Below are 13,897 nucleotides of genomic sequence, written 5' to 3' on the forward strand. Positions count from 1 at the left end.
TTTTACCTTAGCACCTGTTGGATAATGTTATCGCTATTGTCATTATTGCGGAATCGGGCCAAAAAACCGCTCTTATTACCTAACAATGTACTGCCATCGACTACAACACCCAGCTTGGCATTAATTTCCGCATCCGTGATGGTAAACTTATTGGTATCATTTTGTCGGCGAATTGAAAAAAGTTTATCTCTTTTTTTATCACTCTTAGTTTGTTTGAAACCAATACGCTCCTTCAAAACATGGATATTATAGATAGATTCTATTTTTCCATCTGTTAACAGCAATCGAACGTCACTACTGTTAAGCAGCTGAATACCATTACTTAGTGACAGCGCATAATAGGGGATATTGATAAATATAAAACCATAATTATTAGCAACCGCATCAATGTAGCGTTCCAGCCCGGCAAAAATAGCATCAATATTGTTCGCGCGATGGTCTTCGCTAATCGCATTGAATGAAATATAGTCAAAATTACTGTCTATTTTTGAAACCAGCTTTAGTGCCAGCCTTGTATCAATCTCATTTTCAATATTCATGATTGATTCTAGCGCCTGCTTATTAGCCTTGACTCCGAGGACGGCATCAAAATAAACGTTGGCAATATCGCAGTTAACGAATAACGTAGAGTAGCTCCCCATCATACGGCTGTCATGCAGGTCATGAAAAACGCGATAGCTGATTTCCACATCTGCAGAAGTATTGCACACACCGACGACGAGCGAGGTGCGTGAACGGGTATGCCCGAAGTAACTTACAATCTGGACCGCAATAAAACGCACTTCGCTGGCCAGCGTGAAATAACTGGCAAAACCCGACTCTTTTGCAATGCAGGCTGCCTGAATTGAATCATCCTCACCAATGAGCATTGACTGAAAGCGGCCACGGGTTGTCATAGATATTTCAACGGTGTCATTCTCGCTGTAGGCACTGGCATCAACAATGAAAAAGATCTGCCCCTTAATGCCAGTATCAGCAATAGCGGTAATTTCTGAAATACTATGATAGACAGCGCTGCAGTCCAGAGTATACAGCGATAATATTTCAATAAGTTCATTGAACGCCTCAGGCCGCCGGGTCAAAATTATGACCTGCTCTCTTTTCCTGGTGCCTGCTTTACGTTTTAATTTATCAATAAACATTTAATTAGCCCGGGAAAACTGGTCGTTCATGTTTGTGGCACAGACTTCACGCTGAATGTATTGTGCGAGCTCTTCGCTTGTCGATTTATACCAGTTGATATCATCAAGCTCGAATATATAGCAATCATCTTTTCCAGGGTTAGTATATTGCATAGACAGATATAGCTTGTTGTCATCATCTGAAATCAGCAGAGTGCGGGCAGTTACGCCATAGTATTTTTCAACCAGGCCGGCTAACACTTTACTGTCCGCAGTTCTGTTCTTGCCATATAAAACCTCAAGGTTCTTCACCTCAGTCGAGTTTTTTTGCATGATGAAATGGTCCACCTGTGACATCATGCTTTCCTGTGGCGCAGACTCAAATTCTACAAAATATCTGTCGTCAGCAGCTGGCTGCATCGACTGGCAGCCGCTGATGAGCAAAATGCTCAGATATAGCAGAGCTGTTTTATTGAATAACATAATCTGCCCCTTTAATGAAATCGCTGGTCACGCTGTTGATATTACTGTCTTCCTTAATACCGAAATAAATCTCCCAGGGGCTTGAAAAGCGGACATAAGGCAGCTTGATATTTTTCTGTTCGGTTGGCTTAACATATTCTACCGTGGCGAATACCACTAATTCACTGCGTCCGGTAGTAAAGCCGGTTGATTTAAACAAGCTGCCAAAAATTGGTATATCTGCAAGTCCGGGGACTTTGTTCACGTACTGAGTCTGGCTGTTATCAATTAACCCGCCTAAAACAAATGATTCACCATTTTTCATGCGTACGCTGGTTTTAACGTTTCTTGTTTTGATCGTCGGCAGATCGCTACCTTCATAGCGGTAATAGCCCGCAATTTGCGACGACTCAACGCTTACGTCCATGCTGATAGTTGAATCACTATTTATGACCGGCGTGAAGTTGAGCATCACGCCGTAGTCCTTCCACTCGACCGTCGAGCCTTCTTCCGTTCGCTGGAAAATAGGGATTTCCCCCCCACCGTGAAACGAGGCGGATTTCCCGTTGGTCACGGTCAGGCTTGGCGTCGTCAGAACGGTGGCCAGGTTGTTTTTTGCTAAAGCGTTAATCGCTACGCCCAGGGCGTCAAAGTTAAAGCCGCGAACTAAGGAATGATAAACACCCCCGCTCACGGTCAGTTCAGCAAGTGTGCCACCGCCACCGCCTGTGACATCGTCCATCCCGGACATGGCCTGTCCCCATTCGATGCCCAATGTTTCACTGACATTTTTTGATACTTCGGCAACCGTCACCCGTATTTTGATTTGCTGATTCTTCTGGGTGACCAGTGAATATCGGATGTTATCCGTGCTGGCGCTTTCCGAGATCAAATCACGAACGTAGTCCGCATCCTCGTTGGTTTCAACGGTACCGTTGACGAGCAGTTCACCGCCCATGCTGACGACCTTAACTTCCTTATAACCTTCACTGATAAGCATTGCGCTCAGGGTGACGGCCTGTTCAGAGAGATCGTTTACTTTTACGGCAACAACCTTTTTTTTCCTGCCCTCTCCGGTCACCGTCACGTTTGTCTGACCAGCCTTTTTTCCAAATAAATAAACATACTTTTCGTCGACGATCCTGAAATCTGCGACGTCAGGCGACCCGACAATGACTGATTTGATGGGAAAATCGACGTTTATTTCCTTCGTTTTATCGATGTCTATCTCAAGGGCATTTACGTTGAAAGCCAGAACGCTAATCAGCAATATAAGTCTTCTCAGATATTTACCGTGCATTTTCAGTCGTTCCTCTGATTTCCTGTATCCGCGTTGGTGTGACGGAGTGCGCTGCGCCTGCAATCACTTCTGCTGGCGTGACTTCTCTTGAGTTAGTAATGATTTGTGAAACACCAGAATTGATATTGTCCGGATGCGCGGGGATCAGGAAAAACATCCCCAGTATTTGCGCCTGAATAACTTTTTCAACGGATTTCACAGGGAAGTAAACGTAAATCACGCTCCCTCCCGTTATATCACCATTCGCATTATTATTAGCTGGCGGTGATGAAGAATTCTCTTTAACGTTAAGTAGCGCATCGTTATTTCTGACGAAATAAACATTTTTAGCAAAAAGCTTTACTCGTGTATCTTTATAATCTAATCCCTTTCCGCCGGAGGTTTTATTATAGATATCTTGATCGTAGACATCATTGCTGTTTGCAAGCAAATAGATGTCAATAAAGCCAGAGTCGCCAATGTGTGGATTAATAAGGTTGATTGCTGAAACCGAAATTGGGATGGTGACGAATTCTTTATCGAATTTCTGCGTTATTCCTTCGATCTGCGCATTTTTAAGCACGCCGCCCTTTGCCAGGTTGTCGCGCAGCACCGCTCCGGACGTCATAATTTTGGTAAAGGCGTCTTTTGTCACCGCATCCTGAACCCATTCCGGCTGCTCACCAGCGCGAAACTGTTTTGTCTGCAGTGTGAGATCGTTGTTTCTGACAACTAAACCGCTGGCCAGATCTCGATTGGCAGCATAGAACTCAACGGTCTGGTATTTTTCCTGAATGTCAGGATCGACAATAACACCATCGTCCTTGTTGAGGATATTTACCATCAGTAAAACACCAATACCGATCATCATAACCGCGATAATCGCTAAGGATTTGTATCGCATGAAAAATCCTTTTAAAGTTTCCCAATAAAACTCAGCAGGCAAAGACTAAATAATATGGGTATGGCATAAGGTATCCCTTTTTGCACCTTATCCATCTTTTTTATAAATGCCAGCCGCGACAAGCCGTATTCCCATGTAATAGCCCACACCCCCCCGCCAAACAGAACCAGATATATCATGGGAATGATATTCTCTTCCGGCATGACCAGAGATGCGGTGAAAATTAACTTTGTATCGCCATATCCCATAATTTTAAAATGAGATAATAAAATTCCTACGCCCAGTATAATGAAACATACCAGGAACACACGGACACTAACGGGTGCATTTCCACTTAGGGTATTTTGTATGTATGCCAAAAGTAATATTACATAGTGACAAACGTTTGGAATCCTTCGTTCACAAATATCCTTATAGGCAACAACGATAGCCACCGCTATAAGCGCCAGAAGGAAAAAAGCCCCATAATACATATGTCGTATCTTTCTTTTATGAACGGAGCGCTGGTAGATAACAGAAGCCAGCGCTCCACCGCAGGGATTGTCAGGGAGAAAACCTGTTCACCATCTGGTGAATAGATATTTACCTAATCGAACGACAATGCCCCGTGTTCACTTGATTATCCCAGGATATTCGCTGCACCCATAATACGGTTCGCCATGACACCCCATGCGTTACGCAGCGTTGACAGGAAGTTACCATCGCTAAAGATGAAGAACAGCGCAGATGCCATAGCAACACCAATGATTGCATATTCGATTGCGGTTACGCCATTTTCGTTTTCTTTAAGGCCCTGAACCATCATCTGAGCTTTAACGAATGCTTTAGTGGTCATAGTAGTAAACATAATTTCTAACTCCGTGAAAAAATTTTGCATTTATGCAATAAAGGTTAACTTAATCCAGCTCTCATCTCCTGAGAGCAAACAGATTATCCTCATGCCGTTATCTTTAGTCATATCAAATTAATCGATTTTATATCACTAAATTATTGCTACGATAACGCTGCTTACTGACTACGCTTACTCAATATAAAAATCATCTCTTTGACATCTGAGCCATTATCTAAGAAAAAGTCATTTTTATTGACTATCAGGTATTTTTTCCCACCTTCTATGCGCAAGATTGCAGAGACGAGCTTATTGTCATTACCATAAATTTGCGTAGGCACACCCTTAACGATGTTGAATACTTCGATGTGTGCATTTGCTAAGGGGACATGCATCAATGCGTTATACTTTATGCGTGCAGTAATGTATTGCCCTAAGTTTCCCGTCTGCTGGTTGAATTTTATAAAGTACTCATCTTCATCGGTACTGAAGTTAAGATTAGCGGTTATCTTTCTGCCATCGTTCAGAACCAGTGTGCCATAGTAACCTACGCCAGCTATATTCACTTTCTCAGCCGCTCTTTTCAGTTCTGCTCCAAAGATAAAACAGATTGTTAGAAATAAAAGGGCTATTAATCTATTGTGCGACTTTGCAATGGGTTTCATCGATGTGTTCATGTCTGCTGTTGTCCTTTTTAATCAGCTCACAGCTCACAAGCTGTGTATCCTGATAAAACTTTACTGCTCCCTGTTCAATGGCAACCTGTAAACCATCTATAAAGATTTTCTTCCCTGTATGGGCATCATAAATAGCCGCTGCTGCCCATCCAGAGATAAACATTAGAATTCCACAACCAAACAATGTGAGGGTAAAGCACTGATTGAATTTTTGCTTGAGAAGAACCTTCGCCGTCTGAAGAATCGTTGCTTTTACGGGGAGATTCTGTACGGGACAGAGCGCAACCTGAGGTTGTTCATTCAGGTGAGGGGCAGTCAGTGGAGTTTCCTGCCCCGTTGGGTATAGCGGCAGGTCGGGAGCAACTGCTACGGCTTTAGTATCCGGCACTTCCTCTCCAGTAACTTTTTCACGATCGGAGAACGAAGTATCCAAGGCGTGGCAAGCTGCCTGCTCACCGCTTTCTCGGTTATCTGTAACCAGGCTGCGATCAAGCGCATAGCCCTGTTTAGGCATGGTTACTATCAACGTACGCTCGCAGTCACTGAGCTTTTTCCTCAGGGCATTTATCGTCTGATTAATTGTAAAATCCGAGACGTAGCGCCCTTGCCAGACAATTTCACATAACTCTTTTCGCGTAACAATTCCGGGGCTATTTTCATAAAGAATATCCCATAAAATCTGTTCCTTTGGCCGAAGCGAGATAAGCGTGTTCGTATCACCAGAAACCAGTCTTCTGGTGCTTTTATAATATATTAGGCTTGCTGACATGATTCTCTGCCTCCGTGCAGGTCATTTAGACTAAAAAGGGTAAGCCATTACGTCCAGTAATAGGATTATGAATTTTAGTTATTATAAAAAGCGTCTGCCCTCCGCCTTGCTGGCGGAATTCGTTTATCAACACGGCAAGCACTATATCAAGCCTTTAAGATAATTCAAACCCCCGACAAAAATATAAAAACGTCGCAGATAATTTAATATATTTAGCTCGCTGCTATATAAGGCCAGTAATTCATGGCTCTTTTTTACAATTATGCTGTAGAAGCTTACTCAAAGTTATTACATACCCGCTACATTATTGTCAAACCTCTGCTTCAACTGCTTGCTAATTTTTTATATAAAAACATCGGTTTAATCCTATTCGGATTAAATCTTATAATTATGTTCATTATTTTATCAACAACACAGCCTTAACTATCGCTAAATAGTTAGTTAAGTTAACAAATAACCCAGGAGTAGAGTAACGTTAGCTGTGTAAGCATAAACTCTTATATATTCGGGGATTAGCCTGGCGACTAATAGATAAATCCAATCACTGAAATGAGATTGATAGTGCTCCGCTTCCTGGCGGTATTTAATTTTCAGGCGGTAGGCCCAGGGCTAAGACCGTTAACGCAAATACCTCTGCTGCTTTGCGGCAGCACATTGCGCGTTGTAAGCCTCATTGCACAATAAGAGCTAACGGAACAGCTGCGCCAGTTTGAGGCCAGGAGATTAATGACGAGGCAGGTATTAGCGGAGGCACCGCCTGGAGTGGAGTATCAGATCACGGCGTTAGGAAAATCACTGTACCCCAGCCTTTATTCGCTGGCGGGGTGGATGCGGGAGAATGCTCCACATCTTTCTCTGGCGCATTAAGAGAAAGCTTGTGGAGCATGAGGGGGCTTTATAAACCCTGTTTTGCGTATTCCGGCGAGCGCGGACCGTACAGCATGCCGCTGCCCGTCCCCGCAGCCAGCAGCCGCGTGCTGGTGATGGCCGCTACATCGTGAGCCTTATCAAAAACGGTATCAGAGATCTGATTCACCGCCGCCGCAATAAGCGTGCCTAACAGGCTGTTATTGTTGTTATACCCTTTCTTTTCGTTTGAGGATGCGGAAGCGCTCCCTGTCCACAGCTCTTTCCCACTGCGCACATCAACAAGCCGGGCCTTAGCCGCCACGCGCGTTTCGCTATCGATCACCTGATATGAAGTCCCATAATCGGTCACCGTCAGATACAACACGGCATCGGCACCAAAGATGGAATGCAGCTTCGCAAGGCTGACGGAGTTGATATCATTCGCGTGCGTTACCCCATTATGCTTAAAGGTTTCTTCCACAACGGCAACCGGGAATACGTAGTAGCCCGCCTCTGCCAGCGGAAAAGTCACCTCTGAAATAAAACCATAGCCTGCACTCACGTCCGGAGAGTCATTCTTCGGCATCAGCACCAGTATGCTGCGCGGCTTACTTTCCCTGAACGCTGAATAATCTTGCTTATCAGCGCCTGAATTGGTCTTTGCGCATCCGCTTAACAGCAGTGCCAGAGCGAGGCTTGTAACAATGCTAAATAATTTCATTTCAGGCTTCCTTTTCCTTTGCTCATCAGAAAATCAATATAGGAGGCGGACTCCGGAAATAGCTGCTTCTCCAGATTAAATTCAGCCATCGCGTCGTCCATTTTTCCTGCGTTGCTAAACAGCAGACCCAGCTGCGCATGCAGACCCGGCGGCACAGGTTTGGCAGATGCCTTTGCCTGTTCAACAAGTTTTTGCAGCACGGCAATTTGTTCGGCTGGAGTGGTATCGCCTTTGTAATATTGATAAATCGCTTCCTGGTAGCCATCCCACTTATAAATTTCTTTTGGTGCCTTGCTGTTCTGGCAGCCGACCAGGCAGGCCGACAGCAGGCAGAGCAATACAAAATTATTCCTTTTCATTATGACTTCCTTTATTTCGCAGTTGGGGTCCAGGTATGGTTTTCAATCCCGTTAACCAGATCGTTCACGGCCTCGCGAATAGCGAGATCCAGCACCTTGCCGTTTAACGTTGAGTCGTAGCTTGCCGTACCGCCGAAGCCAATAATCTCACGGTTAGACAAGGCGTATTCCCCGGCGCCCTGAGCGGAGTAAACCACTTCGGAGGTGTTAACATTCACCACGTTGAGCGCAACTTTGGCATAGGCCACCTGAGATTTTCCGCGTCCAAGAATGCCGAACATCGCGCGGTCGCCGGTTTCTTTGCGGCCAAATTCAGTGACGTCGCCGGTAATGACGTAGTCAGCCCCTTTCAGCTGCTGCTGTTTGCCGTTGATGCCAGCTTCGGTTTTTATCTCCTCCATGTTTGTCCGATCCATGACGCTAAACCGCCCGGTCTGCTGCAGGTGGCTCATCAGGATGGTCTTTGACTGATTGCCAAGGCGGTCGACGCCATCGGAGAAGATGCCGTTCATATAGCTCGAACGGTTATCAAACTTGCCGACGCTAATCGGGCTTTTGGGCCCGCTATAGCTGGTGTTGTAAGACGCCACCTTTTCAACCGCCAGCGTTCTGGATGATTCAGACGCGCAACCAGCTACCATTAGCGCCGCGCAAACGGCACTGACCGCGATCAGTTTGTTTATCAAGATAAATTCCTTTTCTGAGTGATTGTTATTATTAATTGATGCCAGAAATATAACTAAGAGTTATATTTTTATTGCCAATACTTCATTTATAATGTTGCTGAATTGGCCCCTTTTTTATATTTCAGCAGCGACAAAAACACCAGCACAAAGATAGATTCAGACATATCATTGAGACTTTAATTATTTATTTATGTCAAATAGTCTCATTTATCGCGCGGAGCTTTTCATGCATTCATAAAAGGAATATTTATGACATCAAGCAATGCATTTTTAATATATTAATTTTCTATAGTTTCTCGCGATGTATAGTTCCCTGATATCCATCAGAAGGGTGGTGTACTTTAGCCAGCCCAAAGGTTATGCCGGTTAAGAGGTTGCAGGGTCTCGATAGTTACGCTGGGGTCAGAGCATCATGCAGACGCTGAAGAAGGTTTGTAAGATCCTGGTCCGCAAGAAGCGGCAGATCACTGATTTTTATGGCGAAGAAGGCATATTTTGGGAAGTGGGGCTGATGGCTAATTGACAGATAAAAAAGCTCCCGGCGCAGAGGGCCGGGATTTATACTTCAGATTATTGGCTTATTCCTAAGCGAAACATTTCGGTAGGGAATAAAGCTTGTATTATCACTTCATTATTAAAAATAAATAATTTTGGTGACAAAGCTGTGACGTCGTAAATATTTTCAGCGATCAGGCTTAACTTTGATCTAAAAACAGGAATATCTGCGTCATCTGCAAAAACGAATACATGATCATTTTCTATATGATGCGCGATGATGAGGGCGTCAATGCTCTCATAATCTGTATGTTTTATTGCTGACCAAGTAACGCTTCCTTTTGCAAGAGGATATTTATTGAGAATATCAATAGCCTCCTGCTGAGCTTTACCCTCAACTATATTAAAATCAGCACTTAGTGCTTCTCGACACTCATCAAACAAAGTCATTTACTCTACCTGTTTAGCTGTTTCAATATAGATTCAAAAGACTTCTCATTACCTTCAAAAGGTATGACTTGCTTCACTGCTTTTCCTGGCCCTTTGCCCTGAGAATAATCCCATATATTGATATGTGTACCCTTCTCAGGATCATAATCTACACGCCAACCTACTTTTCCATCACTAGATTGACGTCCAATAACTTTTCCATTCCCGGCACTTACTTCTAAACGGCCAATAACTGGCTTAGAATTTACACCTAAATTGCCAACGAGATCCAATGGCTTGTTTCGAGCACTTTCCCAATTCTTTTCTGGTTTAAGAGTTTGTTCGATTTTAGGCTGAGTACCTACTTTCGCCTTATTGATCCCGCCAAACGCCGATGCCGCAGCACTTGCAACTATACCTGCCTGAACTTCATCCAGACCATATTCTTTCTTAAGCGCTTCAGACACTTTATTAGTGGCCACAACACCTTCAGCCTGCATCTGATGCGCCCAGGTCGCTGTCAGATCGTAGACCATCTTGATCGGGATGTCTTTGCCAAGTGCATTATCAAGAGCCTGCTTCACAGCCATGCTATCGGCCAGAACATCACCGTATTTCTGCTGACAGATGGCCGGGCTGTTTGCACAGTCGTTGATCAGCTGCTTTTGTTGCGCAGTACTCAGCTCTTCGTACTTTTTAACGATCCCACTACAGTCACCGCCGCCAGCCTGACAGGTCTTCATTTCGGTAGACCAGGCATCTATCTGTTTACTGCTCAGATAGTTATTCTCAACCGCATTTTTCCCGGCTGCTGCACCCGTGACCGCACTTTCCGTGCTGTTTCCCGCCAGGCCGCCTGCCAGTCCTGCGGCAAGGGTGGAGAGCGCGGCAATGCTCTGCTTCTGCTCTTCTGACAGGTCGCTGCGTTTTACTCCCGGGTACAGCTGCTGGGCAATCAGTTCGCCCGTGGCGGCCCCTGTCGCGCCCGCTGCGGCATTATGGCCCTGCAGCTCGGCCACCACGCCGCCCAGAATGGCGTGGGCCACTGCGTTCGCCGCTTTGTTTTCCTCACCGACCTGAAGCTTAATCTGCTCATCAAGACTTGGCACAAGTCCAGTTACCGCAGCCAGAGAATCAATCGCGCTTACCGCTTCATGGAATCCCTTGATATCACCAGGTTTTGGCGCAAATCCAGCACCAAACAATGCGTATACTGCAACCTCAAAGGTTCTGTTCTACCCTCGGTGTTACTGATTACACTCCATCAACCATGAAAAATTAGAAAATATTGTTGGAGAGTATTCATTCTGAACATTACGCTCAAGTCAAAGTGTTATATAAAAATCAAAGAAGTGGTGATATATACTTTTCATGCCCCACTGCAACTATTTCACAAGAATTATCATCTGCATACCCCATAGGGAATAATACGATACCATTAAGACTCTCAACAAAATCCAGCCAAGATTTTCTTCCTACCCACTCTTCAAAGATGGGGACACTCAAATCTTGACTCAATAATGTGAAATACACATAATCATCGCGATTCAATAATATTTCCAATGTTTCTTGATCATCAGCCTCGACATTTGCGACGCCGCTTAGAACAAACCCATCACCAACGTCTAATAAAAAATCTTGTTTATTTGAGATAGCATCTAAACGAAGGCCTTCATTCCTTAGCAAGCCCCAAGTTTTTTTATATTTTACTACTGCAGATTTCGGTTGCTTTGCAGACATCTCTATCATCACAAATAGTACCATATGTTTACTATCCGTTAACCTAGCTATCATGGCTTTTAGTAATTGCACGCCATAATTTCGTCTCGTTATACATGGCACTTCCCAGCTAATAGCCGAAAGATTATATGATGAAATGCCATACCGCCGACTGAAGTTTGCTATTTCATTAGCTTGCTGGATGTCTTTTGCACATCTGATAATAATTTCAGTAGTCATAATGGTTCCCGTTAGGATCGTTAAAATGCGGCCCTCTGTTTTGTGGATCATTTACACCAAAACTATGGCCTCCAGCATCGTCTCTAATGTAAACTTTTTTAGTTCCACCGCCTTCCTTAGGAACCGTGAACTCATAAATCAAGCCTGGCTGCAAGTTATCACGCTTATCACGATTTAGATAAACGTTACTTGGATTTTGGGTGACAGGTATTCCAGCCTGACGTTTCGCTTCTCTAAAAGCCCCCTTTCTACCAGCACCTTCTGGAGCCATGTTTGCAGGACGGCTATCCTTACCCCCTCCCTTTTGTACCTTACCATCCTCATCAAGAACTTTAGCATTCTGATTGAACAGTGGATTAATATCGATTATATCCACTGAACGCAGTCCAAGGCGCTTCTCGCCTTCCTTGCTCAGCGCATTATTCTCAACCGCATTTTTCCCGGCTGCTGCACCCGTGACGGCACTTTCCGTGCTGTTTCCCGCCAGGCCGCCTGCCAGTCCTGCGGCAAGGGTGGAGAGCGCGGCAATGCTCTGCTTCTGCTCTTCTGACAGGTCGCTGCGCTTTACTCCCGGGTACAGCTGCTGGGCAATCAGCTCGCCCGTGGCGGCCCCTGTCGCGCCCGCTGCGGCATTATGGCCCTGCAGCTCGGCCACCACGCCGCCCAGAATGGCGTGGGCCACTGCGTTCGCCGCTTTGTTTTCCTCACCGACCTGAAGCTTAATCTGCTCCGCCAGATACGGCGCTGCGGCACCCGCGATGACCGCTCCTGCGCTTCCCCCTGCCAGCCCCTGAAGCGCGCCGGTCGCCGCCTGAATTCCCCGCTGGATATCGCTGCCGGTTCCCCACTGCTTCATGGCCTGCTTATAACTGGCCGTTTCGCTCAGCGCCCTGTTATAGTCGTTCCATTCCTTCTGTGGCGCGCCCTTCTTCGGCTCTTTTTTGCCTGTCTTCTCCAGCTCCGCCTTGCCTGCGTTTATCGCGATAATTTTCCCTTCAGTACGCGCAATGTCCCCGGCCTGGCTGCCTATCTCGCCTATCGTCTGGGCTATCTCCAGCCGCTTCTGCTCTTTCTCCTTGTCGAATATCGGGCTGATGCTGCCGTTGGCGTGCTCCGTATCGCGGCTCAGTCCTGACACCTCCTGCTGCTGGCTCGCTTTGTCGCGGATGGTGATGCTGCCGTCTGCAACCGCCGAACGCGTTGTCCCTTCTGCATCGCCGCCGCTACCCAGATTCGTCAGCGTGTTCATGGCCATATTGCCCATGAACTGGTCGGCGACGTTGCCGCCCGTGCTGAAGCTCCCGCCGCTGTGGCTGACGTCATACTCCGCTTTATTGTGGAGGCTGCTCCAGCCCAGCGTCCCGGTATCAAGGCTGTTATTCCCGGCGTCTGCCGTGCTGGCTATCACCGCCCCGTCCAGCCGGGTATGCTTCCCGACCGTGATGTCGAAGCCGCCGTCGCCCGCAAATATGCCGCTCTGCTCAATAACCGAGTCGTAGTTGCTGCGCATTTTGTCCTGGCTGACGCTCAGGCTGGCCGAGCCGCTCATCGAGCCAAAGGAGAAGCTGGCTCCGCCGCTGACGCTGCTCTGCCTGCTGTCGTAGCGGTCGCTGTCCTGCTGGCTGCTGATGGTCAGGTCGCGCCCCACGTCCGCCACAACTTTGTTCCCGCTGACCTGCGCCCCGCTCTTTTTCTACTCCTTCAGGCAATCCGCCCTCACCATCAATCTGAAGGGCTACAGCTGGAGGATGCGGGATTCCTAACAGGAACGCCTTTAAAGATTCGCGTGACGCCCGGTTGCCTGGTGCTTACTACTGAGAAATCATTACCTGCGCCGCCGCCAGAGCAGGAGATCATTCAGACGCTGAAGAAGGTCTGTAAGCTCCCGGTCCGCGAACAGCGGCAGATCACTGATTTTATTGAGATGATCATGGCGAAGAAGGCTTCAGTCGGGAAGTGGAACTGATGGTTGGCTGACAGGTCAAAAAATCCCGCCGACTAAGGGCGGGATTCAATATCAAAGCATACCTATATAATGATTTATGGTCAGTTTTCCTTTCTTAGAAAAACACTACAACCCTGTTTCAGTATAATTGGCTCTGGATAATCAAGCCTTTTTATAATGGTCTCTATATCAAAATTATCCTCAAAATCTGCTATGACTTCTGTTTCAACTATAGAGATATTCTCTTCATCATCGCGCCGGACTTCCCCATCAATAAAAAAATACAGCATAATTTTATCATCCACGATATCTACCGCTATATTTCTCATATTTTGAGTAATAGCCCCAAGAAGAGCAGACTGCATTGATAACTTTAATCTTTTTAAATATTCATGATTATTTTTCATTATAGC

General features: G+C 46.0%; 17 protein-coding genes and 2 pseudogenes. 2 read left to right on the top strand and 17 right to left on the bottom strand.

All coding sequences use genetic code 11. The annotated features are described in order from the left end of the window. Window positions 1-2: 2 nt before the first annotated feature. From AAE045_RS03405 to AAE045_RS03440, 8 genes are all read right to left on the bottom strand, one after another. Window positions 3-1,142, bottom strand: a complete 1,140-nt coding sequence (locus AAE045_RS03405; RefSeq protein WP_455546463.1) for a hypothetical protein — start codon at window positions 1,140-1,142, stop codon at window positions 3-5. Continuing rightward, window positions 1,143-1,604 carry a hypothetical protein gene (locus tag AAE045_RS03410; RefSeq protein WP_455546464.1) on the bottom strand — a complete coding sequence of 154 codons (462 nt, stop codon included), beginning with the start codon at window positions 1,602-1,604 and terminating at the stop codon, window positions 1,143-1,145. After that, window positions 1,591-2,883 carry a type II and III secretion system protein family protein gene (locus AAE045_RS03415; protein ID WP_455546465.1) on the bottom strand — a complete coding sequence of 431 codons (1,293 nt, stop codon included), beginning with the start codon at window positions 2,881-2,883 and terminating at the stop codon, window positions 1,591-1,593. The genes AAE045_RS03410 and AAE045_RS03415 overlap by 14 nt, the downstream gene beginning before the upstream one ends. Further along, on the bottom strand, window positions 2,873-3,766 hold the full coding sequence (locus AAE045_RS03420; protein ID WP_455546466.1) for a hypothetical protein: 894 nt from the start codon (window positions 3,764-3,766) through the stop codon (window positions 2,873-2,875). The genes AAE045_RS03415 and AAE045_RS03420 overlap by 11 nt, the downstream gene beginning before the upstream one ends. An 11-nt stretch (window positions 3,767-3,777) precedes the next feature. After that, complete coding sequence (locus AAE045_RS03425; protein WP_455546467.1) at window positions 3,778-4,239, bottom strand: prepilin peptidase; 462 nt, start codon at window positions 4,237-4,239, stop codon at window positions 3,778-3,780. A gap of 146 nt (window positions 4,240-4,385) precedes the next feature. After that, complete coding sequence (locus tag AAE045_RS03430; RefSeq protein WP_455546468.1) at window positions 4,386-4,613, bottom strand: Flp family type IVb pilin; 228 nt, start codon at window positions 4,611-4,613, stop codon at window positions 4,386-4,388. A gap of 161 nt (window positions 4,614-4,774) precedes the next feature. Then, complete coding sequence (locus AAE045_RS03435) at window positions 4,775-5,260, bottom strand: hypothetical protein (protein WP_455546469.1); 486 nt, start codon at window positions 5,258-5,260, stop codon at window positions 4,775-4,777. After that, window positions 5,232-6,041: a winged helix-turn-helix domain-containing protein gene (locus tag AAE045_RS03440; RefSeq protein WP_455546470.1), complete on the bottom strand. Its 810-nt coding sequence runs from the start codon at window positions 6,039-6,041 to the stop codon at window positions 5,232-5,234. The genes AAE045_RS03435 and AAE045_RS03440 overlap by 29 nt, the downstream gene beginning before the upstream one ends. 699 nt (window positions 6,042-6,740) lie before the next feature. Between AAE045_RS03440 and AAE045_RS03445 the strand changes: the two genes are divergently transcribed. Next, window positions 6,741-6,908 carry a winged helix-turn-helix transcriptional regulator gene (locus AAE045_RS03445; protein WP_455546584.1) on the top strand — a complete coding sequence of 56 codons (168 nt, stop codon included), beginning with the start codon at window positions 6,741-6,743 and terminating at the stop codon, window positions 6,906-6,908. A gap of 28 nt (window positions 6,909-6,936) precedes the next feature. Here the strand turns inward: AAE045_RS03445 and AAE045_RS03450 are convergent, their stop codons facing one another. From AAE045_RS03450 to AAE045_RS03485, 8 genes and pseudogenes are all read right to left on the bottom strand, one after another. After that, a complete protein-coding gene (locus AAE045_RS03450; protein WP_455546471.1) occupies window positions 6,937-7,611 on the bottom strand; it encodes a DUF799 domain-containing protein in 675 nt (224 codons plus the stop codon). Then, window positions 7,608-7,970, bottom strand: coding sequence for a DUF4810 domain-containing protein (locus tag AAE045_RS03455; RefSeq protein ID WP_455546472.1), 363 nt, complete (start codon window positions 7,968-7,970; stop codon window positions 7,608-7,610). Before AAE045_RS03455 ends, AAE045_RS03450 begins: the two co-directional genes overlap by 4 nt. Window positions 7,971-7,981: 11 nt before the next feature. Further along, the gene (locus AAE045_RS03460; protein ID WP_455546585.1) at window positions 7,982-8,611 is read right to left on the bottom strand and encodes a CsgG/HfaB family protein; all 630 of its coding nucleotides are present in this window, start codon (window positions 8,609-8,611) and stop codon (window positions 7,982-7,984) included. Window positions 8,612-9,226: 615 nt separating this feature from the next. Beyond that, window positions 9,227-9,601, bottom strand: a complete 375-nt coding sequence (locus AAE045_RS03465) for a CDI toxin immunity protein (RefSeq protein ID WP_455546473.1) — start codon at window positions 9,599-9,601, stop codon at window positions 9,227-9,229. Between the two features lie 5 nt (window positions 9,602-9,606). Next, window positions 9,607-10,713: pseudogene (locus AAE045_RS03470) on the bottom strand (VENN motif pre-toxin domain-containing protein); the annotation flags it as partial. 211 nt (window positions 10,714-10,924) lie between these two features. Next, window positions 10,925-11,539 (bottom strand): hypothetical protein, encoded by a 615-nt coding sequence (locus tag AAE045_RS03475; RefSeq protein WP_455546474.1) that lies wholly within the window; start codon window positions 11,537-11,539, stop codon window positions 10,925-10,927. After that, window positions 11,529-11,810, bottom strand: a complete 282-nt coding sequence (locus tag AAE045_RS03480) for an HNH/endonuclease VII fold putative polymorphic toxin (protein ID WP_455546586.1) — start codon at window positions 11,808-11,810, stop codon at window positions 11,529-11,531. Before AAE045_RS03480 ends, AAE045_RS03475 begins: the two co-directional genes overlap by 11 nt. A 138-nt stretch (window positions 11,811-11,948) precedes the next feature. Then, window positions 11,949-13,226: pseudogene (locus AAE045_RS03485) on the bottom strand (VENN motif pre-toxin domain-containing protein); the annotation flags it as partial. Between the two features lie 117 nt (window positions 13,227-13,343). Here AAE045_RS03485 and AAE045_RS03490 point away from each other — a divergent pair. Continuing rightward, window positions 13,344-13,505 (top strand): hypothetical protein, encoded by a 162-nt coding sequence (locus AAE045_RS03490; protein ID WP_455546589.1) that lies wholly within the window; start codon window positions 13,344-13,346, stop codon window positions 13,503-13,505. A gap of 80 nt (window positions 13,506-13,585) precedes the next feature. On the opposite strand, the gene AAE045_RS03495 is transcribed toward AAE045_RS03490, so the two are convergent. Next, window positions 13,586-13,891 (bottom strand): hypothetical protein, encoded by a 306-nt coding sequence (locus AAE045_RS03495; protein WP_455546475.1) that lies wholly within the window; start codon window positions 13,889-13,891, stop codon window positions 13,586-13,588. Between the last annotated feature and the right edge of the window lie 6 nt (window positions 13,892-13,897).

Origin of the sequence: Dryocola clanedunensis (assembly GCF_038405435.1) — a bacterium.
GTDB classification, from domain to species: domain Bacteria; phylum Pseudomonadota; class Gammaproteobacteria; order Enterobacterales; family Enterobacteriaceae; genus Dryocola; species Dryocola clanedunensis_A.